Below are 26217 nucleotides of genomic sequence, written 5' to 3'. Positions count from 1 at the left end.
ACAGCCAATTTTATGATTTTGATGTCTGGAATGCTCTCGGCTTGCCCTGTGTTTGCCCACATAGCATGTAGCGTTTTACTTTCCAAAATAACCCGATCGGTACGTGTCACATCACCTTATGGATTTTTTAAATACGGATTGCGGATTAACTGGCTGCGGCAATCGGATTTTTTTCACCGAAACGATAACCCGCTCCACGATGATTTTCGGGTAAATACGGCCCTTGCCCAAACAGTTTTTCGCGCAGTGTGCCGTGTGCATATTCGGTCTGATACACGCCACGTTTTTGCAGCTCAGGCACAATAAATTCCACCACATCGCTAAAGGTCTGATGCGCCAAAATATAGGCCAAATTAAAACCATCCACATCAGTTTCTGTGACCCATTCCTGCAAGGCATCGGCCACGGTTTCGGCTGAACCGACCAGCACAGGGCCATTGCCCCCGACACTGTTCCAGTTGGCAATTTCCTCAATCGTCCAGACACGGTTCGGGTCAGCATTGACATAAGAGTCCAGCAAGGACTGGATGGCATTGGTCTGAATGTATTCGACTTTATCGGTGGGTTGATACTGTGAAAAATCCACACCCGACCAGCCCGACAACAGGGTCAGTGCACCATCATAACTGCCATAAGACTGGTATTCTTTAAACTTCTGCTGTGCTTTGACATCGCTGCTGTCGGTGACAATCGAAAGTAAGGTATAGATTTTGACCGAATATGGATCACGCCCTTGCTCGACCAGTTTGGCACGAATCCCCTGCACCACTTTTTTAGCTGCAGCTTTAGACGGCGGTGCAATAAATACACATTCGGCATTTTGACTGGCAAACTGCTGCCCACGAGTGGATGCCCCAGCCTGATACAACACAGGCGTACGCTGTGGCGATGGCTCACAAATATGAATCCCCGGCACGGTAAAATATTTGCCCTGATGCCGAATCGGATGCACCTTGTGATGATCGGCAAAAATGCCGCGTTGCTTGTCGCGTAGCACAGCATCCTGTTCCCATGAACCTTCCCAAAGCTTGTACAGCACTTCTAGATATTCATCGGCAATATCATAACGATCATCATGATTTTCCTGTGTTTTTAGCCCCAGATTTTTCGAGCCACTTTCCAAGTAAGAGGTCACAATATTCCAGCCCACCCGTCCTTTGGTCAGGTGATCCAGCGTACTTAAACGACGCGCAAACGGATAAGGATGCTCAAAGGAAATCGATGTGGTCACCCCAAAACCCAGATGCTGGGTCACCGCAGCCATCGCTGGGACAATCTGTAGCGGATCATTGACAGGGACCTGCACCGCACCCGTCAGTGCATGCTCGGCACTGTGATGATAAACATCATAAATTCCTAAAACGTCAGCAATAAAAATCCCGTCAAAATAGCCCTGCTCTAAAATTTTTGCCAGATCAGTCCAGTATTCCAGATCCTTATATTCAGTCGAGCGGTCTAGCGGATGTCGCCATAAACCGGGAGACTGATGGGCAATACAGTTCATTTCAAAGGCATTAAAGCTGATACGTTTCGACATGATGGATAACTCAATTTTTTTATCTTTAGAGCCATCTTAAAATAAAAAAAATCGTTAATTTATAACAATAACTTGGCTGCTTAGCAGATTTGCTATTAATGAAATAATCTGCTGTGGTTATCTAGTTTTTTCGTTATAAAACACCAGACCGCCAACTGCCGTTAAGCCATGGTGCACCAAATCATTTTTTAAGTACAAAATAAAAAACCCCGACATCCTGTCGGGGTTTTTCGTATTTGATTGCTAGGTATGACTCCTGTCGTACCTCACGTCCTGATGCTTGAACTTATCGTTTTTGTTTTATGTTCTGGAACTTCCTGTTCCTGATGAGTTCATCATAGCAAATTCAGCATGGCTGCCTACTGGCAAATCGCCTGAATCATTGTCAGTAAAAGCTTACATGAAGCAGATAACCTATTGAACAAATAACAAAGCAGCCCTTCAGACTGCTCTATTCAAAATATCACTTCGCTTAACTGGCTTTGGACAATGCCTGATCCTGACTGACATCGCCGATACGCCACTGATACGGCGGTAACGTACCATTAACACTAAAATCACCCACAATTCGGTCTTTAAACACCCGCGGATTATGTGACGACAAGGTACGCACATTGCGCCAGAAACGATCCAGCGCATAGCGTTGATCCGATGCCGATGCACCCAAGGCATCAAACAGTACAGTTGAAGCATTTAAAATCAGTTGGGTAATCACGGTTTGCGACTGAGCCGTTTCTAATTCAGCCAGTGCATTTTGCTGTTCTTCATATTCGGCATTGCCCTGCAAGGCCGCCAGATAGGTACGTTGCAAACTCTGCGCCACTTTTTCAATGATTGCCCCTGCACTATAGGCCGCGCCACGCACCTGCCCAACAACCTGCAAAATTTGTGGATCATCACGCACAAACTGACTGTTGGCATGAGTATAGTTGCGGCTACGTTGTTCGACTGCGCGTGATAACTCATAACTGGCAGCACGACCCAATCCCGTAATAATCGCCAATTGCACCAGTTGATAATAGGCTGCCGAATATTTAAAACGTGTACCATCTACCAAAATTTCACTTGGATCAATCAGCACATCATTAAAAATTGCTGTGCCACTGGCAGTCAGCTTTTGTCCAAAGCCATTCCAGTCATCCAGCACCTCGACCCCTTCAGAATTGCGTGGCACCAACACCGAAGCCGACTCGCCCGTTAAGTCCTGAATCCCGACTTCAATCCAGTCCGCATACAAACTACCCGTGGTGTAATACTTTTGCCCCTTCAGGCGCAGCCGACCTTGCGGATCACGGTAAATATGGGTCTGGAACTGATCACGACTTTCTTTACCGCCTTCCGACCATGCACTGCCTATGGTTTCGCCTGCGGCAATACGTTTTAGCCAGCGTGCTTTAAATGCAGGATCTTGAGAAATCAGGACATCTTCAGTAAAACCAAAGTGTACCCGCAGGGCTTGCGGCAAGTTCGAATCAGCTTGGGCAAGTTCAACCAGCAAGGCAAATAATTCAGAAATCGTGGCATCAAAGCCGCCAAACGCTTTCAGCAAACGTAAACGGGTAAAGCCACTGTCTTTGAGCCACTGCAACTGCTCATATGGCAAGATACGCTGCTGCTCGCGCTGTAATGTGCCTGCCTGAATTTTGGCAAACACAGGGCGAAAATGCTGAGCCAGTTCATCGTAACGGCTGGAAGGGCCTTGCCCCCATGCCGCATAAATTTGGGATTCAGAAAAGGCTTGGGCATGCTGAATTGTTAGATTAGTCATGGCATTACTCAAAAAGTCGATATGCCTTTACCTTAAAATAAATCGCATACAGCCATCAGACGTTGTTTTGCTATGATTAGCACAATTTTAGATAATTGCGGCTGAGCTATTTAAAAATGATGAATATCATCTATTCTATGGCGAAGCTAGTCGCCTTATTATTTATTGCAAGAAAACATTCAAGCAAAAAAATACCCCGCATCAGCAAGGTATTTTTTATCTATTTTAATAGACCTGTTTCATAAGTGTTTACCCCTCTTTATTTTTCTCCTATAGGGAAAAAGAGAAGGGATTTATGAAAGAAATCTAATGCTTAAGATGTAACACGTTTATATTGACGATATTCTGGTTGCCAGAAATTTTTCTCAATATTTTCAATCAGCAGTTCATCGCTAATCACGGGTGCAACGCCCGCATCCATCGCTGCTTTTGCCACTTTAAAAGCAATCACACGTGAAACTTTCTGAATCTCATCAATCTCAGGCAGCAAGTCTGCATTTGGATCTTGCAACATTGGCGAACAGTCTGCCAACGCATTGCTCGATGCCATCAGCATGCTATCAGTGACGCGGGTTGCCCCTGCTGCAATCACACCCAAACCAATGCCCGGGAAAATATACGAGTTATTGCACTGGCAAATGTTATACAACTTGCCTTGGTAATTGACAGGTGCAAACGGACTACCTGTGGCAATTAGCGCTTTCCCGTCTGTCCAGTTCAAGATATCGGCAGGTACTGCTTCAACACGTGAAGTTGGATTCGACAATGGCAACACGATTGGGCGTTCACAGTTTGCAGCCAAAGTGCGGATAATTTCTTCAGTAAACAAGCCCGGCTGACCCGATACCCCGATCAACACTGTTGGTTTGGCATGCTTCACCACGTCAAGCAGTGAAATCATTTCATCGGCGTGCGCCCAACTTGCCACCGCTTCAGGTTTTTGTGCTAGTTTGCGCTGGAAATCCAGTAAGTTCGGCTGGTTTTCCGTGATTAAACCGAAACGATCCACCATGAACACGCGTTGGCGTGCTTCGGCATCGCTTAAACCTTCCGCCACCATTTGTGCCACGATCTGCTCGGCAATACCACAACCTGCTGAACCTGCACCCAAGAAAGTAATTTTCTGATCTTTTAACTGCTTGCCTGCCGCACGGCTCGCAGCAATCAAACTACCTACCGACACCGCAGCCGTTCCCTGAATATCATCATTGAAACAGCAAATTTCATCGCGGTATTTGTTCAGCAAAGGCATCGCATTTTTCTGTGCAAAGTCTTCAAACTGAATCAAGGCTTTTGGCCAGCGACGGCGAATACCGCGAATCACTTCATCGACAAAACTATAGTATTCATCACCGCTGATACGCGGTTGACGCCAACCCATATAAATCGGGTCATTCAACAACTGTTGGTTGTTGGTTCCAACATCAATGGTAATCGGTAGCGTATAGGCTGGGCTGATCCCGCCACACGCTGTATAAAGGGAAAGTTTTCCGATTGGAATCCCCATTCCGCCAATACCTTGGTCGCCAAGTCCCAAAATACGTTCGCCATCCGTGATCACAATTACTTTGACATTTTTGCGATTCACGTTTTGCAAAATATCATCAATGTGTTCACGGTCAGGATAAGAGATAAAAACGCCACGATGACGGCGGTAAATATCAGAGAACTGCTGGCAGGCTTCGCCAACGGTCGGTGTATAAATAATCGGCATCATTTCCGCCAAATGATCTTCAATCAGGCGGAAAAACAGGGTTTCGTTGGTGTCTTGGATATTCCGTAAATAAATGTGCTTATTGATTGCATCGTGAAATGCAGAGTACTGTTGATATGAGCGTTGGCTTTGTTCTTCAATAGTTTCAATCACATGGGGAATTAGACCATGCAGGTTAAAACGAGTCCGTTCGTCTTCGCTAAATGCAGAACCTTTGTTCAATAAAGGCAGTTCTAATAGGGTATTTCCAGCATAAGGGATATAAAGTGGGTGCTTTTTTTGCGTAGCAGAGGTCATGTTTAGTCTCATCTTTTGACTAAAACTACACGATTGTGAAGTTTAGCTTTTCAAAATACTCGACTAGCTTAAGCCTTTTTTGATAAAAAAGGGTATTTAGCAAATTTATAATGGTATGAGACTTATTTCCTAATTTAATTATTCTGACCAATGCAGTTGGTCTTTGAGGATTTTGTTGATTTCTTGCAGAAAACGCGGGGCATTCTGCAAGAAACAGATCAGCTTATTTTCGATTACCGAGTTTAGGCTTTCTTTTTGGCAAAACGCGCAAACTTGCGATTAAAGTTCGCCACACGCCCTTCATTGCTGGCTTGACGGACTTCACCTGTATAAAACGGATGCGAAGCACTGGAAATATCAAGCGTCACATAAGGATAAACCTGCCCCTGATATTCTTTGCTTTGGCTCGGCTTTAAGGTTGAACCAATTAAGAAGTAGGTATCCGCGTTGGTATCGTGAAACAAAACTTGTTGATAATCAGGGTGAATTTCTTGTTTCATAACATACTCCAATATTATTACGTTATAACATAACAATATTCTATCCGATTTTTTTCATCTTCGTCAAAAAATCCGTGTGGTCATGCACAAAATCGACAGAAATAGTCTTTCCCTAGAACGTACAAAATTTGCTATATTTAGCGTTTTTCCGCGACATTTTTTCTAACCATTATGAATACGGCAATCCAAGCAGCTCTTGATCATGCAGTTCAGTCCCTCAAGCAACAGGGTGTTCTTCCATCTGACTGGAACAACAACAGTATCCTAACGCGAACCAAAGATCGAAGCCACGGCGATTTTGCCTCAAATGTTGCCATGACCGCTGCCAAAGCTGCGGGCTTAAAACCGCGTGATCTTGCAGAACAAATCTTGGCAAATTTGCCTGAAGTTGCCGATATCAGCAAGGCTGAAATTGCAGGTCCAGGATTCATTAACTTCTTTTTAAATGCAGACCAGCGTTTTGCCATCCTTGACCAGATTCAACAACAAAAAGAGACATTTGGTCGCACTCAAAGCAATGTTGGGCAACGCATTCAGGTCGAGTTTGTGTCTGCCAACCCAACCTCTAGTCTGCATGTCGGGCATGGTCGTGGCGCAGCGTACGGCATGACCGTTGCTAACTTGCTTGAAGCAACAGGCGCAGTAGTTGACCGCGAATACTATGTCAATGATGCAGGTCGTCAAATGGATATTTTGGCAACCTCAACTTATTTGCGTTATTTAGAATTACAAGGGCAAACTCTGGTTTTCCCAAAAAATGCCTACCAAGGCGACTATGTCAAAGAAATCGCGCAAAGCATTATTGAAAAAGACGGCGCAGCGCATGTTCGCCCTGTCGCTGACGTTTATAAAGACGTGCCTGAAGATGTGCAATATGCGGCTGAACCAGATGCTGAAGGCAACAAAGTCATCGTTTCAGGTGACAAAGAAAAACACATCGACGGTTTGATTGGCAACTCACAACAATTACTCGGCGCAGGCTATCGTGTTTTCCATCAAGCGGCTCTTAAAGCCATCTTAGATGACATCAAAGATGACCTTGGCGAATTCGGTGTAACCTTCAATCAGTGGTTTAGTGAAGCCAGCCTGACTGAAAAAATTGATGAAGCCCTCGAAACACTGGATCAGCGCGGCTTCTTGTACGAACAAGACGGTAATATCTGGTTTAAATCGACCGAATTTGGCGATGAAAAAGACCGTGTCGTAAAACGTCGCAATGGTCAAACCACTTATTTTGCTTCTGACATTGCGTACCATCTCAACAAATTACAACGTGGTTATACCCATATTGTGGATATTTGGGGTTCAGACCACCACGGTTATATTGCCCGTGTTAAAGCAGCAATTGATGCCATGGGTTATGACTCGAGCAAACTGACTGTTCTTCTCGTTCAGTTCGTGAGCTTGTGGCGTGGCGGTGAAATGGTACAAATGTCATCGCGTTCTGGTCAGTTCGTGACTTTACGTGAACTGCGTGAAGAAGTTGGTAATGACGCTGCACGTTTCTACTATGTAATGCGTAAGAGCGAACAACACATCGACTTTGACCTTGACCTCGCAGTTTCTCAAAGCAAAGACAACGCGGTGTATTACATTCAATACGCACATGCACGTATCTGCCGTATGCTCGAAAAAGCCAAAGATACAGGTATTGCATTCGATGCAGTTCAAGCCCGTCAATTTGCTGAACAGTTAAGCCTTGAAGCTGAAACTGAAATTCTGGCAAAACTTGCAGCTTACCCAGACATTATTAACCGTGCAGCCAATGCTTACGAACCGCATCAGGTCGGTAACTACCTGAAAGAGCTTGCAGCGCTATTCCATGGCTGGTACAACGAACATAAAGTACTGAGTGAAGATGCAGCGTTAACCCAAGCGCGTCTGTTACTTTCAGTCAACGTACAACAAGTATTACGTAACGGTTTAGAGTTGCTCGGTGTATCTGCACCAGCATCTATGTAAGTCAAGAGGATTGCTACGTGTGGGGTAAAACACAACGCGGCGTTTCCGAACGCCCAAAACAGTCAAAACAGTCATTGATTCCAAAATGGTTTGGTACATTAATCCTGATTTTAATGGTACTCAGCGCTGCGGTGGCTTTAATGCTGTGGAAGCCGTGGGCACCCGTACATCCACGTAGCGACATCAATACTGCACAGCCACAGGGCGAAACCAATAAAGACTACCGTTTTTATGACCAGTTGCCAAAACAACAGGTCACGCCGATTCCTGATCAGGCTGTGCCTGCCAATCAACGCCAAGAAGCTGGGGTGATTGTTGAAGCGCCTGCACAGCCAACGGCTGAAATCAGCAATGCATCTGAACCGGGTACCGTCGCACAAACCAGCTATATTTTGCAGGTTAAAAGCTACACCGACCCTGATAGTGCCGATGCTAAACGTTCAGAAATCTTAATGAACAAATTGCCTGCCGATGTCATTATTGGTACAGAAAAAGGCAAAACATGGTATCGCGTCATTTCAGGGCCTTTCGGCTCTCAAAATGAAGCAATTGCTGCACAGCAGACCTTGCAAAACAGCGGTATCGATTCGATTATCGTGAAGCATTAAGCCAATCAGATGTAAAAAAAGCGATCAGTTGATCGCTTTTTTTATTGAGAAATTTCGAAATTTGGGGGCTAAAAAGAACACCAAATTGCCCAGTAAAATACAGATCACACCCAGTATTGCAGTTAAACTCCAGTGATAGTTTTCCCAAAAGGTGGAAATGGTAAGCGCAACCAAAGGAAAAAGTAAGGTGCTGTAAGCTGCCTGCCCTGCACCTATTCGCCCAACCAGCATAAAATAAGCACTAAAGCCAATCACTGAACCAAAAATTGCCAGATAACCCACGGCCAAGCTAAATTGTAAGTTCCATGCCGGTATAAATTGCATGCCTTGTGAGGCAGCAAACAAACCCATCCACAGTGTGCCATAACTCATGGCATAGGCATTACTGCTCAGTACATCTAACCCACGTTTTTGATGGCGGGTACTGATCATATTGCCCAATGAAAAGCCATATGTTCCGAGCATGCATAAACCTACACCAAGCAGTGTTTTGCCCTGCAAATGGGTACTGCTCAAGTCTTGCCAAAACAATAAAAACATACCGAGAAAGCCTAAAGCCACTGCAGGAAAAAACTGCGCTACAATTTTTTGCCCGAAAAAAAGTCGGCTATTTATGGCATTGAACAGTACAGCCATCGAGAAAATTACGGACTCCAGACCACTGTTAATATAAGAAATGGCATGATAAAAACACAAAAAATTTAGTCCGAAGACGCATAACCCTTGGAGCGCACAAAACAAATGATCACGCAGTGCAAAACGGCGCAAATGTCCTGTCAATAATAGCCCGACCAACAAACAACTCGCTGCAATCAAAAACCGCCAAAATACTGCAACCACAGGATCGACCACATTGGCTTGAGCGGTAATGGCAATCCATGTTGTTCCCCAGATCAGCACAACCAGTCCATACAGAAATAGATTCACGATGACTCTCCTCAATTCTGTCGTCAGTTTGCTTATATTTCACTGAGCTTGCTTGCATAAAGCAGGGAGAAAATTGCATAAACTTGCGCTTTTTTTCTAAAAATTTGTAACCCTTTTGAAAAAATCGCTAGACTATATTTCCAATGGTTTTGTCACATGACTCCGCATATGGCTTATCAGACCTTAGAACAACTGCAACGACATAAAGCCCAATTACTTGAACACGTACAACTTGGTTCAGGGATGCAACTGGCTGCCTGGTACAATCGGCATGATCGTGTCAGTGTCTGTAGTGATCACCATACCTTGAGCCTGTATACTTGCGGTGGCTATGAAAGTTATCAGAAAACAGCTCAGGGCTGGCGTAATGGTGGTGGTCCCGATCATTTCTGTCTGATGCCTCAGCAACAATATTCTGAATGGGATATTCGCGGAGAATTGAGTTTTGTGCATTTGTATTATACCGATCAGCATTTGCGTGATCTTGCAGCACATGTCTGGGACAAGGAACCAAACCTGATTCAGCTACATGAAAAAACCTTTGCAACTGACCCTCAGATTACTTTGCTGTATCGGCATTTTTTATTGGGCTGCAACTGGCAACAGTCAGAAAACTTACTCCAACTCTCCACCACAGCCACTTTATTACTGAACCATTTATTAAAACATTACAGCAATATTGTTTGGCAAATGCCTCAGTTGAAGAGTGGTCTAGCGCCTGCAACACTGCGCTGGGTACTTGAATGGATTGAAGAAAATTTACATTTGCCGCTCACGATTGCAGACTTGGCAGCACAAGCGCATTTGAGTGAATACCACTTTGCCCACATGTTTCGACACTCCATGCAGCAGGCACCGCACCAATACATTTTGCAGCGCCGTTTGCAAAAAGCTCATCATTTGATTTCACAGCAACATATGAGCCTGACCGACATTGCACTGGAATGCGGTTTTAGTTCAGCCAGTCACTTCAGTCGCCGTTTCAAGCAGCAGTTTGGTTTTACACCATCTAAGCTGAGAAGCGAGCATACTTCATGATATTTTGATCTGCTAAACCTGAGACCATAGTTTTTTTATCGGTCGGTTTTATTTCTCGGCATAAAAACCAAGCAAAGCGCGTGAATACAATCATCAAGAAGCTTGCTATTACCTATCAACCTTGAAGCTTATAACATTCATCCAGTGCCAACGCATAATATTCCAGACCTTCACGTGCAGCATGAAATGCTTTTTGCTGCAATTCAGGTTTACCTTCACATAAGCGCTTGATGAGTTCCATTGCTTCATACGGGTGAATATCATCATAATGCGCATGGGCACGTAACCATGCCAGCGAGCGTTTATCAATCTTCACATCGGGATGATTCTGGTAATTATGAATGCCTTTATAAACATGTGAAGACCAGTCACCTGTTGCCCATTCAATGGCTAAATTGGTTGCTGCCAAACATTCGGCAAGGCTACCACGATGGTTAATGCTCCAGAGATAATGATTCACAGCATTCATGGCCGGAGGTGGCGTAACATGATCGAGCTGATCAACGGTAAGACCAAAACCACCCGCCCAGTCCCGATACCAAGTCAAATGGCGTTCTTCAACCTTAATATTCTGAATAAGCCAGTCCCGGGTCGGCACTACGCCCGCTTCATTAAACTGAGTTGCCTTAGCCAAAGCCAGCGCCATGTAAGATGGAAACTGTGCAACCAAGGGATAAAAATTTAATAAAGCTGCACGAAAACATTCTAGTTTAAGTGTGCCATTTGCCATACCAATAAATACAGGATGCTGGCTGACACGCTCCTTTGCAGGAATCAGTTCATCCCAGAACTTCTGCGCCCACATACTATGAGGCGTGATTTCCAAGGTGAGTTCATTTTTTAGAACCGTCATCATTCACTTCCTCTTGAATTTATTTCATTTAAGCTTTTATTTTTAATACAACATACGCTTTGAATAATCAATTAAATTTATTGACTTATTGAATATAGCATTATAAGTCAATCTAATAAAATAAATTAGATGACTGAAACTGCTTATACTCAATTATGTAGCTTCTTTCATAGAGACTTACAGTCTCTTTATTGATATCGACGAGAAAAATTTAAATCTATTTCAATCAAACATAAAAGAAATGCAATTAAAGAATGAAAGAAGCCGATTTAGATATTTATAGCAGATTTTTTTGACAATTTAATTAACAGCTAAAATCAAACCCCAGACCCTAAATATCATGTAATTTTTACATGATATTTACAATAAAATCATAAAGATTACCCTATGACATACCATCTAGCATAATATTAAAAACAATCATTATCATTTTAAAACCTCAAAGTATTTTAAATATAGTTAAGAAATTTTTATATACACAATTAAAATCGCGTTATAATTTTAATCCTAACGGAAATATTATATAACCAATAGAAAAGAAGCAAAAAAGTAGATATAGACCTCTTCCATCATGGTTTACACTCTCTTTATCGTTCTACCTGAACAAAATTGGAATATATTTCAATGATGTACAAGAGAAATAAATCAACTGATGAAAGACGTCTCCTAAATAGTGAGATTGGGCTATGAAATTACAAAGCTCTAGCATTCTTAGTAAAGAACAAGTAGATTTACTCAAAAAAACTCGTTTAAATTTTCTTTGGTTTCCTAAAAGATTCGAAAGAATATACACTGAATGCTATCGCAATGAAGCAGCCTATGAATTTCGTTATCGTGGCATTATTATTATTATTTTATATCTTTACCTTTCTTTGGGTATTTATCAGATTTTACCAGAAGATCAAGTTATTCCCTGGATTTCACTCTATGGATGGGTCGGAGTCATTATCCTTGTTGCATGGTTAATGTCTTTTGTTAAAAGATTCAATTCGTGGTTCGATTATTATGTATGTATTGGCTCTACTTTATCAGTTGCAATTAGTTTCATATTAGTCAATGGCCTAGAAGAAGTGCAAAATACCGTTCTTTTCCATACAGCTATGATGTATGCCGTAGTTATTATTTACGGCTTCGTTGGTTTACGTTTTTATACGGCATTAATCGCTGGCTGGGTGGGTGGTTTAATCGGCTTAATTATAAGTAATCATATGAATGCCACCATCGACTGGACTTTGCTCAACCGCACTTATACATTTAGCAGTTTTCTGGGCATGTCTTTAGCCTATTTTATTGATCGGCAGCACCGTGAGCATTTTCTAAAAAACTGTATTATTGAACACAATCACCTCGAATTGGTACAACAAGCCCAGCAACTCTCCAAGCTATCCCAAATGGATGCATTGACAGGTTTGGCAAATCGTCGCTATCTCGATGAAATTTTACAAAATGAATGGGAACGTGCAATTCGGTATACAAAGCCGATCACCGCCATGATGATCGATATTGATTATTTTAAATTTTATAATGATGCACTCGGTCATGTGCAGGGCGACGACTGCTTAAAGCGGATTGCGTTTATGCTGAATTCATCCACATCTAGCCAACAGGATGTCTTGGTTGCACGCTATGGCGGCGAAGAATTTTTATTAATTTTCCCACAAACCAATGAGCAACAGGCCAAGCAATGGGCTGAGCAGCTCATTAAAAATATGCATCAACTCGCACTGCCACACCCCTCAAGCCCAATTTCATCCTATGTCACGCTCAGTATTGGTGTCGCTACAATCATTCCTTCTTACGCAGAAAGTATTTCTGAATTTATTACATCTGCAGATCACGCACTTTATCTGGCAAAACATCGCGGACGCGATCAATATCAGATTGCCGTGTATGAAGTACCACCTCTCGCCATCGCCAAATAAATCGATCAGCTTATTATTCAGCAAGTTGCGATAATTGTTTTTCAGATAACACCAAAATCCCATGCTGACGCAATAAAGCGGTCGTTACCCCAACCCCATCAACTCGTATACCAAAAAATGAGCCATCATAAATCTGCTGGCTACCACAAGACGGGCTATTTTCTTTTAATACCACATGTGTCGCATGATATTTCTGGGCAATTGCAAGTGCAGAATACGCCCCTTGAATATACTGTTCAGTAACATCATGCCCCGATTGATCAATGACTTGTGCCGTACCCGCCAAAACTGCATAGCCATCTCCACCAACCATTTCTGCAGGTGAACGTGGCGTGGGTAAACCTGCAAGTAACTCTGGACAAATGGCAATCGCTTTATGTTCATGAATCAGCTGTTGAACTTTCAAATGCAGACAGTCTGTTCCATCATATCTGACAGGTTTACCTGCCAAACATGCACTGACTAAGATCATGACTCAACAAACCCACAAATAAAATATAAGCATAACGCCTTTTTACATAGAACCCTAGTTGCTATTGATAATGCCCATCGATTTCCTGCGCTCGCTGAAATGCCTCACGCTGCTGGATTCTTGCCAAAAATGCCCGAATGTTAGGAATATCGAGTGGAATACGCTTGGACATTGCCTGTAAAGGAAAACTCATTTGAATATCAGCAAAGGAAAAATCTCCAGCAAAATAATCATGCTCTGCCAAATATGCTTCGATATATGCCACATGATCTTGCAACCGAGGCTGTAAAAAACCCGTTTTTACTCCATTACAGACTTTTTTAGCAATTGGGCGAATCAACAACGGCATGTGGGCTGGCATATTGCTCATCACCAATTGAAAGACCAAAAGTGGCATCAGTGAACCTTCAGCATAATGCATCCAGTACAAATACTGATAGGCTTGTTCCTGATCTTCAGGGCGAGGCTTGAACTGGTAGCTGGTATCATAGCGCTGCTGTAAAACTTCCAGAATCACCGCAGATTCTGCCAAAACTTGTTGACCATCCTGCAAGATAGGCGATTTGCCAAGTGGGTGGATAAACTTAAGCTCATCGGGTGCAGCCAAGTTGGGTTGACGCTTGTAAAAGCGAATCTGGTAATCTTTTAGTTGCAACTCTTCCAAAGCCCATAAAATACGAAAGGCTCGCGAATACTGTAAATAATGCAGAATCATCATTAAAAGCGACCTCCAAAGTGTTGCTCCTGTTCATCCTAGCAGATCAATTTATGATCATCAGAACTTTTTTATAACTTAGCGTTTCGGTGCAATACAATTACAACTTAAATGCTTATGACACTCCTGTTACAATAAAAATTATCACCTTTCGATAAATTCATGAATTTTTATAAGGTTTTTCCTGTATGGAACCTCAAAGTACGCCCAAATATCAGGCACTACAACCTCAATACCGTTTATTAGTTCTTTTGGTGTCGATTGGTTTTTTCATGCAGGCTCTCGATACCACCATCGTCAATACTGCTTTACCCGCCATGGCACAGCACTTACAGGAAAACCCTCTGCATATGCACGGGGTGATCGTCGCTTATGTGCTTTCAGTTGCAAGTTGTATTCCTCTCAGTGGCTGGCTGGCAGACCGTTTCGGGCTGCGCTATGTTTATTTAAGTGCGATTATTATTTTTACCATTGGCTCTCTCGGTTGCGGCTTATCCAACACTTTAGAACAATTGATCTTTTTCCGTGTGCTGCAAGGTATTGGCGGTGCATTACTCTTACCTGTTGGGCGGCTGTCTTTATTAAAAATTATTCCACGTGAGCAGTTCCTATCTGCCATAAACCTCATGAGTCTTGCAGGGCTCATTGGGCCACTGGTTGGGCCAACACTCGGTGGCTGGCTGGTGGAAGTCGCGAGCTGGCACTGGATTTTTTTGATTAATATTCCAATGGGATTACTGGGTGTTATCGTCACATTCAAAGCGCTGCCCAATATCATCGAACCAAATGTTAAACGCTTTGACAGCTCAGGCGTGTTAATGCTCGTCGTAGCAATGGTTGGGTTAACTTTAGGTATTGATTCATTTTCAGTCAAAGGTTCATCACATCAAATCGCGTATATCTTGCTGATCGCTGGCGTGATTGCGAGTGCCTTGTATGCTCATCATGCACACAATCATCAGAATGCTTTATTTCGCAGCGACTTATTTCGGCATCAGTTTTATGCGATTGGGATTTTAGGCAATTTCTTTGCGCGCTTTGCAGGCAATGCCATTCCCTTTGTCTTGCCATTGCTACTGCAAGTAGTCTTTAAATTCGAACCATTTGAAACAGGCCTGATGATGATTCCGCTCGTCCTCGGCTCACTGTTTTCCAAACCGATTGTGCGCCCACTGATTCAGAAGTTTGGCTATCGTAATGTTTTATTGTTCAATACCACTGCGGTAGGGCTATGTGTCATGAGTTTTACCCTGACCACAGCCACCACACCAGAATGGTTACGTGCGCTGCATTTCTTTATTTTTGGTACACTCAACTCGATTCAATTTGTGTCGATGAACACCTATACCCTCAAAGATTTGCCATCGCAGCATGCCAGTAGTGGCAACAGTTTCCTGTCCATGATCATGATGCTATCGATGAGTATCGGCGTCGCATTTACAGGAACACTGATTCACTTTTATCAGGGTACAACTTTTCATCTACCGATTGCTCAGGCTTTTGACTATACCCTGCTCACGCTAGGTGCACTCAATGTCGTGACCATGCTGATTTTCTGGCAGATTCCAAAACAAAATCAGTCACAAGTTTAAATAGGCTTTCTGGTGCAGTTTTCTTAAAATAGATACTCAATCCTAGATATCTGCTTGATCATGAAAGCTGCCCGCAAAAGCCATTTGCACCTTGTCCGAACTTTAACTGCAACCCTTGTGATCTTACTCTTATGTTTGATCAGCCTAGTTCTATTCCAGAACCAGCCAGCAGAAGCGCAAGACCATCCCGTGCAAGGCTTCGACGTCTCTCATCATCAAGGCAATATCGACTGGAAAAAGATTTCCCCTCACAAATACCAGTTTGTGTATTTAAAAGCCACCGAGGGTGGTGACTACCAAGATCCAAGTTTTCAGCAGAATTGGCTCAAAGCACGCGAACAGGGCTTGCATGTCGGGGCATATCATTATTATCGTTTATGTCGTGAAGCCAAAATTCAGGCGACCAATTTTATCGCCACAGTGCCCAACAAAACCGATGCTTTAGCACCTGTTATTGATTTGGAATACGATGCCAATTGCCTTCAAAACTCAACCCAAGAACAACTCCTTAAACAAATTCAAGTCATGCTGAAAATGCTACATCAGCATTATGGCAAACCGCCTATTATTTATACTTCCAAAACCTTTTACCATATTGTACTCATGGGCCACATGCCCCATAACGCACTTTGGATTCGGGACTATGATGAGGCATATCCCAAACTCAAAGACCAGCATGGCTGGATGTTCTGGCAATATACGCAACAAGGGCATATCGAAGGCATTCAACAGCCTGTTGATTTAAACGTTTATGCAGGTTCAATGACCCAGTGGCAAAGTTATTTACGTTATTTAGGGGTGATTCATCATTAAACTGCGGAAAATCATTCACATCGACATGGATGCTTTTTATGCCTCAGTCGAGTTACGTGAACGTGCCGATTTAATCGATGTGCCTGTCGTCGTGGCATCGCATCATCCACGTGCCGTCATTACCACAGCTTCCTACCCTGCACGTCGTTTTGGTTTACGCTCGGCGATGCCGATGGCACAAGCTCGAAAACTCTGCCCACATGTGGTGGTGCTTGAACCTCGTTTTGACTTATACCGACAAATTTCTACACAGATTCAGCAGATTTTTCAGCAATATACCGATCTGATCGAACCAGTATCTTTAGATGAAGCTTATCTGGATGTTACTGAAAATAAGTTCGGTTTGGCATCAGCAACCGAAGTCGCACAAGCGATTCGACAACAGATTTGGCAACAAATGCAGCTCACGGCTTCGGCAGGAGTTGCTCCCAATAAATTTTTAGCCAAGATTGCTTCAGACTGGTATAAACCGAATGGATTATGTGTCATTAAACCTCAGCAAGTTCAACAATTTATTTATGATTTACCTTTAAAGAAAATTCCAGGAGTCGGAAAAGTGACTCAAGCTAAACTGGAGCAGCTACAACTTTATACTTTAGGTGATTTACAAAAAATTGAGCTACATGTTTTACAAAAACATTTTGGCAAATATGGGCAACAGTTACATTTGTATGCACAAGGCATTGATGAACGGCCTGTCGTAGCCAGTCGGGTACGTCAGCAAATTTCCAAAGAAATCACTTTTGATCAAGACCTGTATTTATCTGCCTGTCATGATGCATGGCAAATATTGGCTGAAAAAGTCTGGGCAAGTTTGGAAAAACGCCAACTGAGTGCTTTTGGTGTCAGCATTAAACTCAAGCAACCTGATTTTCAAATTGTCCAGCACAGTAAACGCTTTCAAAGCCCCTTGGAAAACCTTGCCCAGTTACAGCAAGCCATTTTACTCTTACTCTCCGAGCTTCAGCTCTCTCCCCAGCTACGTTTTCGGTTAGTTGGCATTGGCGTATATCAACTCATTGCGATAGAACAAAAAATTCAGTTGTCATTCTGGTCAGAGATGCATTGACCTTAAAATCTAGGTCTTTAATAAAAATTTTATGCTATAGAGGCTCGCATGCCATGCATTTTTCGATTAAGCTATGCTCGCTTACATTTATCCATGAAGCTCTTGCATGTTTAAAACTAATCCATGGTTTTAACTCGCCGTCCCTGTAATACATCGGATTAATCATCTTGCGCATTGCAGGGCGCTCCGACAGTTAGGCATAGACTTTCTTTGAATACCCCAACCTCTTCTCTGAATACCACACAAAAAAAACGTGCACGCAAAGCTGCGCTCAGTAGTTTTATCGGGGCTGTTGTCGACTGGTATGATTTTTTACTTTATGGCATTGTTGCCGCATTAGTTTTTAAACAACAGTTTTTTCCAAATATTGACCCGACGATGGGCACACTGGCGGCTTTTGCCACCTTTGGTGTAGGCTTCTTATTTCGTCCATTGGGCGGTATTGTGTTTGGACATTTTGGAGATAAACTGGGTCGTAAAAAAATGCTGTTCCTCACTGTTTTTCTAATGGGAGGAGCAACGGTACTGATCGGTTTTTTACCCACATATAGCCAGATTGGCTGGTGGGCACCTGTCCTGTTAGTCACTTTACGCGCCATTCAAGGCTTTGCTGTAGGCGGTGAATGGGGTGGTGCGGCGCTCACGGCTGTAGAAAATGCACCAAAAACCCAAAAAGCCTTTTACAGTAGCGGCGTTCAGGTCGGTTATGGCGTAGGCTTAATGCTGGCATCTGGCTGCGTATCGCTGATTATTCTATGTATTGGCGAAGATGATTTTCGCGACTGGGGCTGGCGAATTCCATTTCTTGCTAGCATTATCCTTGTTGCCTTTGCGGTCTGGATCCGTTCCGATCAGGATGAATCTTTAGAATTTAAACAACACCAAAAACAAGTACATCAAGTTCAAGAAAAGAAATCACGTTTCCCGATTATTCAAGCGATTCAGCATAACCCCAAAGGCTTCTTTTATATTATTGCTTTACGTTTAGCTGAATTGCTATCGATGTATTTAGTCACCACATTTGCACTGAATTACTCCACTGAAAAATTGCACATGCCTTCACAGCTATTCTTGAATATCTCTTTAATGGTCGGTGCAATTAGCTGTTTCAGCATTCCATTTTTTGCCATGATTGCTGACCGCTTTGGTCGTCGTCGCATGTGCATTATGGGTGGATTAATTGGTGCAGTCACTGCATTTCCATTCTTTCTAGCCTTACAAAGTGGTTCAATTGGCTGGCTGATTGTGCTGTCTATTTTACTTGCCAATCTGGCCCATGACATGGTGGTCAGTGTACATCAACCTATTTTTACTGAATTATTTGGTACCGAATATCGCTACAGCGGTGCAGGTGTTGGCTATCAGCTTGCCAGCATTGTTGGTGGTGGCTTTACACCGTTTATTGCAACAGGACTCATCTTCCTTGCACATGGGCACTGGATATTGGTAGCAATTTACTTAACTGCTGGCTGTTTATTAACTGCAATTGTTGCAGCCCGCATGAAGGGTCAAGTATCATCAAAAATTATTCATCCTCCCCGTGTAGATTAAGATTATGGCTGTTGAACGTTTGCATGTAAGCTCCCGTTTTTGTGAAGTCGCAATTTCAGGTAATTTAGTCCATCTTGCAGGGCAACTTGCAGATGATACGACTCAAGATATTCGCTCGCAAACTCAGCAAACTCTTGCCAATATTGACCGTTTTCTTGCAGATGCAGGAACAGATAAAACCCATATTTTATCTGTGATTATTTTCCTAAAAGATATAGAACAGGACTACGCTGCAATGAATGAAATATGGGATGCATGGGTTGTTTCAGGTCATGCTCCTGCACGTACCTGTGTAGAATCTAAACTGTATGCGCCTGATGTTTTGGTTGAAATGACTGTAATTGCGGTCAAACCATAAGATTGCAAGATGGCATTTGCCTTATGCAAATGCCATGCTTTTTTCCTGAATATTCAAGTCTCTTGATAATCTTTTCAGATCAGGCACACCTGCATAACGGATTACTCGATAGCCTGCCATTTCCAATAGAGCATCTTCATAGCGATCTTCACGATGCTGGGTAAACACTGAATCACATAATGAAATAATGGCTATAGCCTGAAACTGTGAATTTAAAATCACAAAATCAGCAGTCATATTATTAAATTTTGCCCGTGTATGTGAGTATTTACTGGTCAGTAAAGAACGATAAGACACATTCGATAAAATAATATGCTGTGGTAAAAGTTGTGTAAGTCTTTGATAAATAATTTGTTCATTATAATCAAACAATGCGCGCTGTTTTAAGGCACTATCAGAATGTTGATCTATACGTTTTCGATAACGAAGCCCGAAAACAAGTAAAATCAACAAGCTTAATATACTAAGAGCAATAAGTTCGATCATTACACCTTTTCCTTATAATTATCTGATTCATGTATCAGTTGCACTCCTTGTGCAAATCTTTTATTCATCCTCAAATAGCCAATGGCATTGGACAATACAATACCGTTGACAATCCATAAATTTTATAATGAAAAATATGAGTAGATTCGTCAACCTTATGAACACCTACCTAATCTATAACACATCCTGAATTCTTTTACTTTGACTTTATAATCTTGTCTTTTTGTCAAAATAACCTACTGTTTGAATGTAAAATGACGAGCGAGCGAGAATTTAGAATTCACTTGCAAATTGATCGACTTATCTTTTGATAAGACAAAGATTCAGAACAAAAGATATGTTCAAAGAGAAATTTAAAATTAGATGAAAGCGAAGCTTTAGGGTGATACTTATTTTATTTAGGAAATGAATAACTTTTAAACTAATCCATTTTAGGTATGCATAAAAAAGCACCCCCTGCTCTATTGAGTCAGGGGGTGCTTAGAATAATGAGCTGGCGATGACTTACTCTCACATGGGTAACCCCACACTACCATCAGCGCTAAGAGGTTTCACTTCTGAGTTCGGGAAGGGATCAGGTGGTTCACTCTTGCTATGGTCGCCAGCACAACTGTTTATGGACATTTTCGGGTTTTATGCTCAGATCATGTTGATCTTGTTGCTACCGTACTGTGTACCAAATGAGTTATTAACAAATTGGTTAACTGAGTCGAATTTTATGTTCTAGCGTTTACTAAATCAAGTTCTTTGTTTCAGATCAGATTTAACTGATCTTTTATGAATCGATTTAAGCTTTATATACAACTGCTTGGGTGTTGTATAGTCAAGCCTCACGAGCAATTAGTATTGGTCAGCTTCACATATCACTATGCTTCCACACCCAACCTATCAACGTCCTAGTCTCGAACGGCTCTTTAGAGGAATAAATTCCTAGGGAAATCTTATCTTGAGGTAGGCTTCCCGCTTAGATGCTTTCAGCGGTTATCCCTTCCGAACATAGCTACCCGGCGATGCGACTGGCGTCACAACCGGTACACCAGAGGTTCGTCCACTCTGGTCCTCTCGTACTAGGAGCAGATCCTCTCAAATTTCCAGCGCCCACGGTAGATAGGGACCGAACTGTCTCACGACGTTCTAAACCCAGCTCGCGTACCTCTTTAAATGGCGAACAGCCATACCCTTGGGACCTGCTTCAGCCCCAGGATGAGATGAGCCGACATCGAGGTGCCAAACACCGCCGTCGATATGAACTCTTGGGCGGTATCAGCCTGTTATCCCCAGAGTACCTTTTATCCGTTGAGCGATGGCCCTTCCATACAGAACCACCGGATCACTAAGACCTACTTTCGTACCTGCTCGACTTGTGGGTCTCGCAGTTAAGCGCGCTTTTGCCTTTATACTCTACGCGTGATTTCCGACCACGCTGAGCGCACCTTCGTACTCCTCCGTTACTCTTTAGGAGGAGACCGCCCCAGTCAAACTACCCACCAGACATGGTCCTCGTCCCGGATCACGGGACAGAGTTAGAACCTCAATATTACCAGGGTGGTATTTCAAGGATGGCTCCATTGGAACTGGCGTCCCAACTTCAAAGCCTCCCACCTATCCTACACAAGTAAGATCAAAGTTCAATGTCAAGCTGCAGTAAAGGTTCACGGGGTCTTTCCGTCTAGCCGCGGGTACACCGCATCTTCACGGCGAATTCGATTTCACTGAGCCTCTGCTGGAGACAGCGCCGCCATCATTATGCCATTCGTGCAGGTCGGAACTTACCCGACAAGGAATTTCGCTACCTTAGGACCGTTATAGTTACGGCCGCCGTTTACTGGGGCTTCGATCAAGAGCTTCGCTTACGCTAACCCCATCAATTAACCTTCCAGCACCGGGCAGGCATCACACCCTATACGTCCACTTTCGTGTTTGCAGAGTGCTATGTTTTTAATAAACAGTTGCAGCGGCCTGGTTTCTGTGGCTGCCAATAGCTCATCCCGCAAGGGGAATCACCGTCAGCAGCGTACCTTCTCCCGAAGTTACGGTACCATTTTGCCTAGTTCCTTCAGCAGAGTTCTCTCAAGCGCTTTGGTCTACTCGACCTGACCACCTGTGTCGGTTTAGGGTACGATTCCTGTGTAACTGAAGCTTAGAGACTTTTCTTGGAAGCATGGTATCAGCCACTTCACTGTACAAGTACAGCTTGCTATCAACTCTCAGCATAGAGCACCCCGGATTTGCCTAAGATGCATGCCTACTGTCTTTCACCTGGACAACCAACGCCAGGCTGACCTAACCTTCTCCGTCCTCTCATCGCATTACACAGAAGTATTGGAATATTAACCAATTTCCCATCGACTACGCCTTTCGGCCTCGCCTTAGGGGTCGACTCACCCAGCCCCGATTAACGTTGGACTGGAACCCTTGGTCTTTCAGCGAACGGGTTTTTCACCCGTTTTGTCGTTACTCACGTCAGCATTCGCACTTCTGATACCTCCAGCAGACTTCTCAATCCACCTTCATCGGCTTACAGAACGCTCCCCTACCACTTGACTAATGTCAAATCCGCAGCTTCGGCACATAGTTTTAGCCCCGTTACATCTTCCGCGCAGGCCGACTCGACTAGTGAGCTATTACGCTTTCTTTAAAGGGTGGCTGCTTCTAAGCCAACCTCCTAGCTGTCTATGCCTTCCCACATCGTTTCCCACTTAACTATGATTTTGGGGCCTTAGCTGGCGGTCTGGATTGTTTTCCTCTTGACTACGGACGTTAGCACCCGCAGTCTGTCTCCCGGATAGTACTCATAGGTATTCGGAGTTTGCATCGGTTTGGTAAGTCGGGATGACCCCCTAGCCGAAACAGTGCTCTACCCCCTATGGTATTCGTCCGAGGCGCTACCTAAATAGCTTTCGGGGAGAACCAGCTATCACCGAGTTTGATTAGCCTTTCACCCCTATCCACAAGTCATCCCCCGGCTTTTCAACGACGGTGGGTTCGGTCCTCCAGTTAGTGTTACCCAACCTTCAACCTGCTCATGGATAGATCACCCGGTTTCGGGTCTATACCCAGCGACTAAAACGCCCTATTAAGACTCGATTTCTCTACGGCTCCCCTATACGGTTAACCTCGCCACTGAATATAAGTCGCTGACCCATTATACAAAAGGTACGCAGTCACACCACGAAGGTGCTCCCACTGCTTGTATGCATGCGGTTTCAGGATCTATTTCACTCCCCTCACAGGGGTTCTTTTCGCCTTTCCCTCACGGTACTGGTTCACTATCGGTCAGTCAGGAGTATTTAGCCTTGGAGGATGGTCCCCCCATATTCAGACAAGGTTTCACGTGCCTCGCCTTACTCGTCATCATTATATGTGCCCTTTCGTGTACGGGACTATCACCCTCTACGGTTGCACTTCCCAGAGCATTCCGCTAAAACACATATAACTTAATGGGCTGATCCCCGTTCGCTCGCCGCTACTGAGGGAATCTCAATTGATTTCTTTTCCTAAGGGTACTGAGATGTTTCACTTCCCCTCGTTCGCCTTGCAACACTATGTATTCATGTTGCAATACCTACCTTATGGTAAGTGGGTTCCCCCATTCAGACATCTCCGGATCACAGGATATTTGCCGCCTCCCCGAAGCTTTTCGCAGGCTATCACGTCTTTCATCGCCTCTGACTGCCAAGGCATCCACCACATGCACTTAATTACTTGACTATACAACCCCAAACAGTCGTTATTACCTACAAGTAGTAATAAGACATGATCAATGATTTCTCATCAATCTCTTACAGTTTGAAGTACTGTGTATCTAAACACTGTACAGCTTCAATCTAATTCATATACCAAAACGCTTGATTCAGTTAATTTGCTAGTTCTCATTTCATTCTTTCGAATGAATGAGTTGAACAATTTATTTCAGACTCAATTTTACCAATCTGTTAATGAGTTAATGTGCCCTCGTCGGATCACACTAATACCGTGATACTTAAATCACAGAAGTTAATAAAATAAAACCTTCAGGTTTTTCTCTTACTAAATTCTGTAATCTTTAGCTCGAACTCTAATCTTCAGAATTCGTGGTGGAGACTAGGAGAGTCGAACTCCTGACCTCCTGCGTGCAAAGCAGGCGCTCTACCAACTAAGCTAAGTCCCCAGCTTATATCATCAATTTATATCGAATTGTCTTTGGTGGGTCTGACAAGACTTGAACTTGTGACCCCACGCTTATCAAGCGTGTGCTCTAACCAACTGAGCTACAGACCCATTCGATATACCAGAAGAACAACTTGTTGTGGATTCTTACCAATCAATCCGTCTTTTCGTTAAGGAGGTGATCCAGCCGCAGGTTCCCCTACGGCTACCTTGTTACGACTTCACCCCAGTCATCGGCCACACCGTGGTAACCGCCCTCATTGCTGTTAGGCTAGCTACTTCTGGTGCAACAAACTCCCATGGTGTGACGGGCGGTGTGTACAAGGCCCGGGAACGTATTCACCGCGGCATTCTGATCCGCGATTACTAGCGATTCCGACTTCATGGAGTCGAGTTGCAGACTCCAATCCGGACTACGATCGGCTTTTTGAGATTAGCATCCTATCGCTAGGTAGCAACCCTTTGTACCGACCATTGTAGCACGTGTGTAGCCCTGGCCGTAAGGGCCATGATGACTTGACGTCGTCCCCGCCTTCCTCCAGTTTGTCACTGGCAGTATCCTTAAAGTTCCCGACATTACTCGCTGGCAAATAAGGAAAAGGGTTGCGCTCGTTGCGGGACTTAACCCAACATCTCACGACACGAGCTGACGACAGCCATGCAGCACCTGTATCTAAGTTCCCGAAGGCACCAATCCATCTCTGGAAAGTTCTTAGTATGTCAAGGCCAGGTAAGGTTCTTCGCGTTGCATCGAATTAAACCACATGCTCCACCGCTTGTGCGGGCCCCCGTCAATTCATTTGAGTTTTAGTCTTGCGACCGTACTCCCCAGGCGGTCTACTTATCGCGTTAGCTGCGCCACTAAGGTCTCAAAGACCCCAACGGCTAGTAGACATCGTTTACGGCATGGACTACCAGGGTATCTAATCCTGTTTGCTCCCCATGCTTTCGTACCTCAGCGTCAGTATTAGGCCAGATGGCTGCCTTCGCCATCGGTATTCCTCCAGATCTCTACGCATTTCACCGCTACACCTGGAATTCTACCATCCTCTCCCATACTCTAGCTAACCAGTATCGAATGCAATTCCCAAGTTAAGCTCGGGGATTTCACATTTGACTTAATTAGCCGCCTACGCACGCTTTACGCCCAGTAAATCCGATTAACGCTTGCACCCTCTGTATTACCGCGGCTGCTGGCACAGAGTTAGCCGGTGCTTATTCTGCGAGTAACGTCCACTTACTTTGGGTATTAACCAAAGAAGCCTCCTCCTCGCTTAAAGTGCTTTACAACCAAAAGGCCTTCTTCACACACGCGGCATGGCTGGATCAGGCTTTCGCCCATTGTCCAATATTCCCCACTGCTGCCTCCCGTAGGAGTCTGGGCCGTGTCTCAGTCCCAGTGTGGCGGATCATCCTCTCAGACCCGCTACAGATCGTCGCCTTGGTAGGCCTTTACCCCACCAACTAGCTAATCCGACTTAGGCTCATCTATTAGCACAAGGTCCGAAGATCCCCTGCTTTCTCCCGTAGGACGTATGCGGTATTAGCGTTCCTTTCGAAACGTTGTCCCCCACTAATAGGCAGATTCCTAAGCATTACTCACCCGTCCGCCGCTAAGCTAAGGTGCAAGCACCTTCGCTCCGCTCGACTTGCATGTGTTAAGCCTGCCGCCAGCGTTCAATCTGAGCCATGATCAAACTCTTCAGTTTAAAATCATTGCACTTTACTAAAAGTGCTAAATCTGGCTCATTAATCTTACTGACTAAAAATTCGCTCAAATAAACTTCGAGAAATTTCTACCAATTCAATCAATGAAATATATATTCGACTGATCAACTGATAAAAATCCACACAAGTTGTTCTTCCAATTCTCTTAATGATCTTCT

The 26217-nt window shown here is 43.8% G+C and carries 18 protein-coding genes, 2 tRNA genes and 3 rRNA genes; 9 read left to right on the top strand and 14 right to left on the bottom strand.

The features are described 5' to 3' along the window. Window positions 1–145 precede the first annotated feature (145 nt). From P255_RS00115 to P255_RS00100, 4 genes are all read right to left on the bottom strand, one after another. Window positions 146–1537, bottom strand: coding sequence for an LLM class flavin-dependent oxidoreductase (locus tag P255_RS00115; protein WP_004898756.1), 1392 nt, complete (start codon window positions 1535–1537; stop codon window positions 146–148). 472 nt (window positions 1538–2009) lie between these two features. Next, complete coding sequence (locus tag P255_RS00110) at window positions 2010–3305, bottom strand: acyl-CoA dehydrogenase family protein (protein ID WP_004898755.1); 1296 nt, start codon at window positions 3303–3305, stop codon at window positions 2010–2012. Window positions 3306–3618: 313 nt separating this feature from the next. Continuing rightward, window positions 3619–5316, bottom strand: a complete 1698-nt coding sequence (locus P255_RS00105) for an NAD-dependent malic enzyme (protein WP_004898751.1) — start codon at window positions 5314–5316, stop codon at window positions 3619–3621. 242 nt (window positions 5317–5558) lie between these two features. Next, entirely contained in the window at window positions 5559–5816 is a 258-nt protein-coding gene (locus tag P255_RS00100) for a type B 50S ribosomal protein L31 (RefSeq protein ID WP_004898749.1), read from the bottom strand. 171 nt (window positions 5817–5987) lie between these two features. Here P255_RS00100 and argS point away from each other — a divergent pair, with 171 nt between their 5' ends. Then, window positions 5988–7778, top strand: coding sequence for an arginine--tRNA ligase (argS, locus tag P255_RS00095; protein WP_004898746.1), 1791 nt, complete (start codon window positions 5988–5990; stop codon window positions 7776–7778). A gap of 17 nt (window positions 7779–7795) precedes the next feature. Next, a complete protein-coding gene (locus P255_RS00090; RefSeq protein ID WP_004898744.1) occupies window positions 7796–8386 on the top strand; it encodes an SPOR domain-containing protein in 591 nt (196 codons plus the stop codon). 24 nt (window positions 8387–8410) lie between these two features. Here P255_RS00090 and P255_RS00085 read toward each other — a convergent pair whose 3' ends face one another. Beyond that, the gene (locus tag P255_RS00085; protein WP_004898741.1) at window positions 8411–9313 is read right to left on the bottom strand and encodes a DMT family transporter; all 903 of its coding nucleotides are present in this window, start codon (window positions 9311–9313) and stop codon (window positions 8411–8413) included. A gap of 168 nt (window positions 9314–9481) precedes the next feature. On the opposite strand from P255_RS00085, the gene P255_RS00080 reads away from it, so the two are divergent. Next, window positions 9482–10351 (top strand): AraC family transcriptional regulator, encoded by an 870-nt coding sequence (locus P255_RS00080; RefSeq protein ID WP_035365206.1) that lies wholly within the window; start codon window positions 9482–9484, stop codon window positions 10349–10351. Window positions 10352–10466: 115 nt separating this feature from the next. On the opposite strand, the gene P255_RS00075 is transcribed toward P255_RS00080, so the two are convergent. After that, window positions 10467–11207, bottom strand: coding sequence for an iron-containing redox enzyme family protein (locus P255_RS00075; RefSeq protein WP_004898736.1), 741 nt, complete (start codon window positions 11205–11207; stop codon window positions 10467–10469). A gap of 683 nt (window positions 11208–11890) precedes the next feature. On the opposite strand from P255_RS00075, the gene P255_RS00070 reads away from it, so the two are divergent. Then, window positions 11891–13126: a GGDEF domain-containing protein gene (locus P255_RS00070; RefSeq protein ID WP_004898733.1), complete on the top strand. Its 1236-nt coding sequence runs from the start codon at window positions 11891–11893 to the stop codon at window positions 13124–13126. Window positions 13127–13139: 13 nt separating this feature from the next. Here P255_RS00070 and P255_RS00065 read toward each other — a convergent pair whose 3' ends face one another. Further along, complete coding sequence (locus P255_RS00065; protein ID WP_004898731.1) at window positions 13140–13598, bottom strand: 2-thiouracil desulfurase family protein; 459 nt, start codon at window positions 13596–13598, stop codon at window positions 13140–13142. Window positions 13599–13659: 61 nt separating this feature from the next. Next, window positions 13660–14316, bottom strand: a complete 657-nt coding sequence (locus tag P255_RS00060) for a glutathione S-transferase (RefSeq protein ID WP_004898729.1) — start codon at window positions 14314–14316, stop codon at window positions 13660–13662. Window positions 14317–14501: 185 nt separating this feature from the next. Between P255_RS00060 and mdtD the strand changes: the two genes are divergently transcribed. The 5 genes from mdtD to P255_RS00035 all read left to right on the top strand — a co-directional run bounded on the left by mdtD (window position 14502) and on the right by P255_RS00035 (window position 19696). Next, window positions 14502–15905, top strand: a complete 1404-nt coding sequence (gene mdtD / locus P255_RS00055; RefSeq protein ID WP_004898727.1) for a multidrug transporter subunit MdtD — start codon at window positions 14502–14504, stop codon at window positions 15903–15905. Between the two features lie 60 nt (window positions 15906–15965). Then, the gene (locus P255_RS00050; protein ID WP_004898724.1) at window positions 15966–16718 is read left to right on the top strand and encodes a glycoside hydrolase family 25 protein; all 753 of its coding nucleotides are present in this window, start codon (window positions 15966–15968) and stop codon (window positions 16716–16718) included. A 1-nt stretch (window position 16719) separates the two neighbouring features. Continuing rightward, on the top strand, window positions 16720–17787 hold the full coding sequence (gene dinB, locus P255_RS00045) for a DNA polymerase IV (protein WP_035364872.1): 1068 nt from the start codon (window positions 16720–16722) through the stop codon (window positions 17785–17787). Between the two features lie 210 nt (window positions 17788–17997). Next, on the top strand, window positions 17998–19338 hold the full coding sequence (gene shiA, locus P255_RS00040) for a shikimate transporter (RefSeq protein WP_004898718.1): 1341 nt from the start codon (window positions 17998–18000) through the stop codon (window positions 19336–19338). Between the two features lie 4 nt (window positions 19339–19342). After that, window positions 19343–19696 carry a RidA family protein gene (locus P255_RS00035; protein WP_004898714.1) on the top strand — a complete coding sequence of 118 codons (354 nt, stop codon included), beginning with the start codon at window positions 19343–19345 and terminating at the stop codon, window positions 19694–19696. A gap of 21 nt (window positions 19697–19717) precedes the next feature. Here the strand turns inward: P255_RS00035 and P255_RS00030 are convergent, their stop codons facing one another. The 6 genes from P255_RS00030 to P255_RS00005 all read right to left on the bottom strand — a co-directional run bounded on the left by P255_RS00030 (window position 19718) and on the right by P255_RS00005 (window position 26040). After that, complete coding sequence (locus P255_RS00030; RefSeq protein WP_004898711.1) at window positions 19718–20182, bottom strand: DUF2726 domain-containing protein; 465 nt, start codon at window positions 20180–20182, stop codon at window positions 19718–19720. A 491-nt stretch (window positions 20183–20673) separates the two neighbouring features. Further along, window positions 20674–20788 (bottom strand): 5S ribosomal RNA (gene rrf, locus P255_RS00025). A gap of 213 nt (window positions 20789–21001) precedes the next feature. After that, window positions 21002–23893: ribosomal RNA gene (locus P255_RS00020) — 23S ribosomal RNA — on the bottom strand. A 363-nt stretch (window positions 23894–24256) separates the two neighbouring features. Beyond that, window positions 24257–24332 (bottom strand) — tRNA-Ala (locus tag P255_RS00015). A 33-nt stretch (window positions 24333–24365) separates the two neighbouring features. After that, window positions 24366–24442 (bottom strand) — tRNA-Ile (locus P255_RS00010). A gap of 60 nt (window positions 24443–24502) precedes the next feature. After that, window positions 24503–26040: ribosomal RNA gene (locus P255_RS00005) — 16S ribosomal RNA — on the bottom strand. Together the 16S, 23S and 5S rRNA genes with 2 tRNA genes alongside form the textbook arrangement of a ribosomal RNA operon. Window positions 26041–26217 lie beyond the last annotated feature (177 nt).

This window comes from Acinetobacter brisouii CIP 110357 (genome assembly GCF_000488275.1).
Taxonomy (GTDB): domain Bacteria; phylum Pseudomonadota; class Gammaproteobacteria; order Pseudomonadales; family Moraxellaceae; genus Acinetobacter; species Acinetobacter brisouii.
This window is presented reverse-complemented; position numbering and strand designations above follow the sequence as displayed.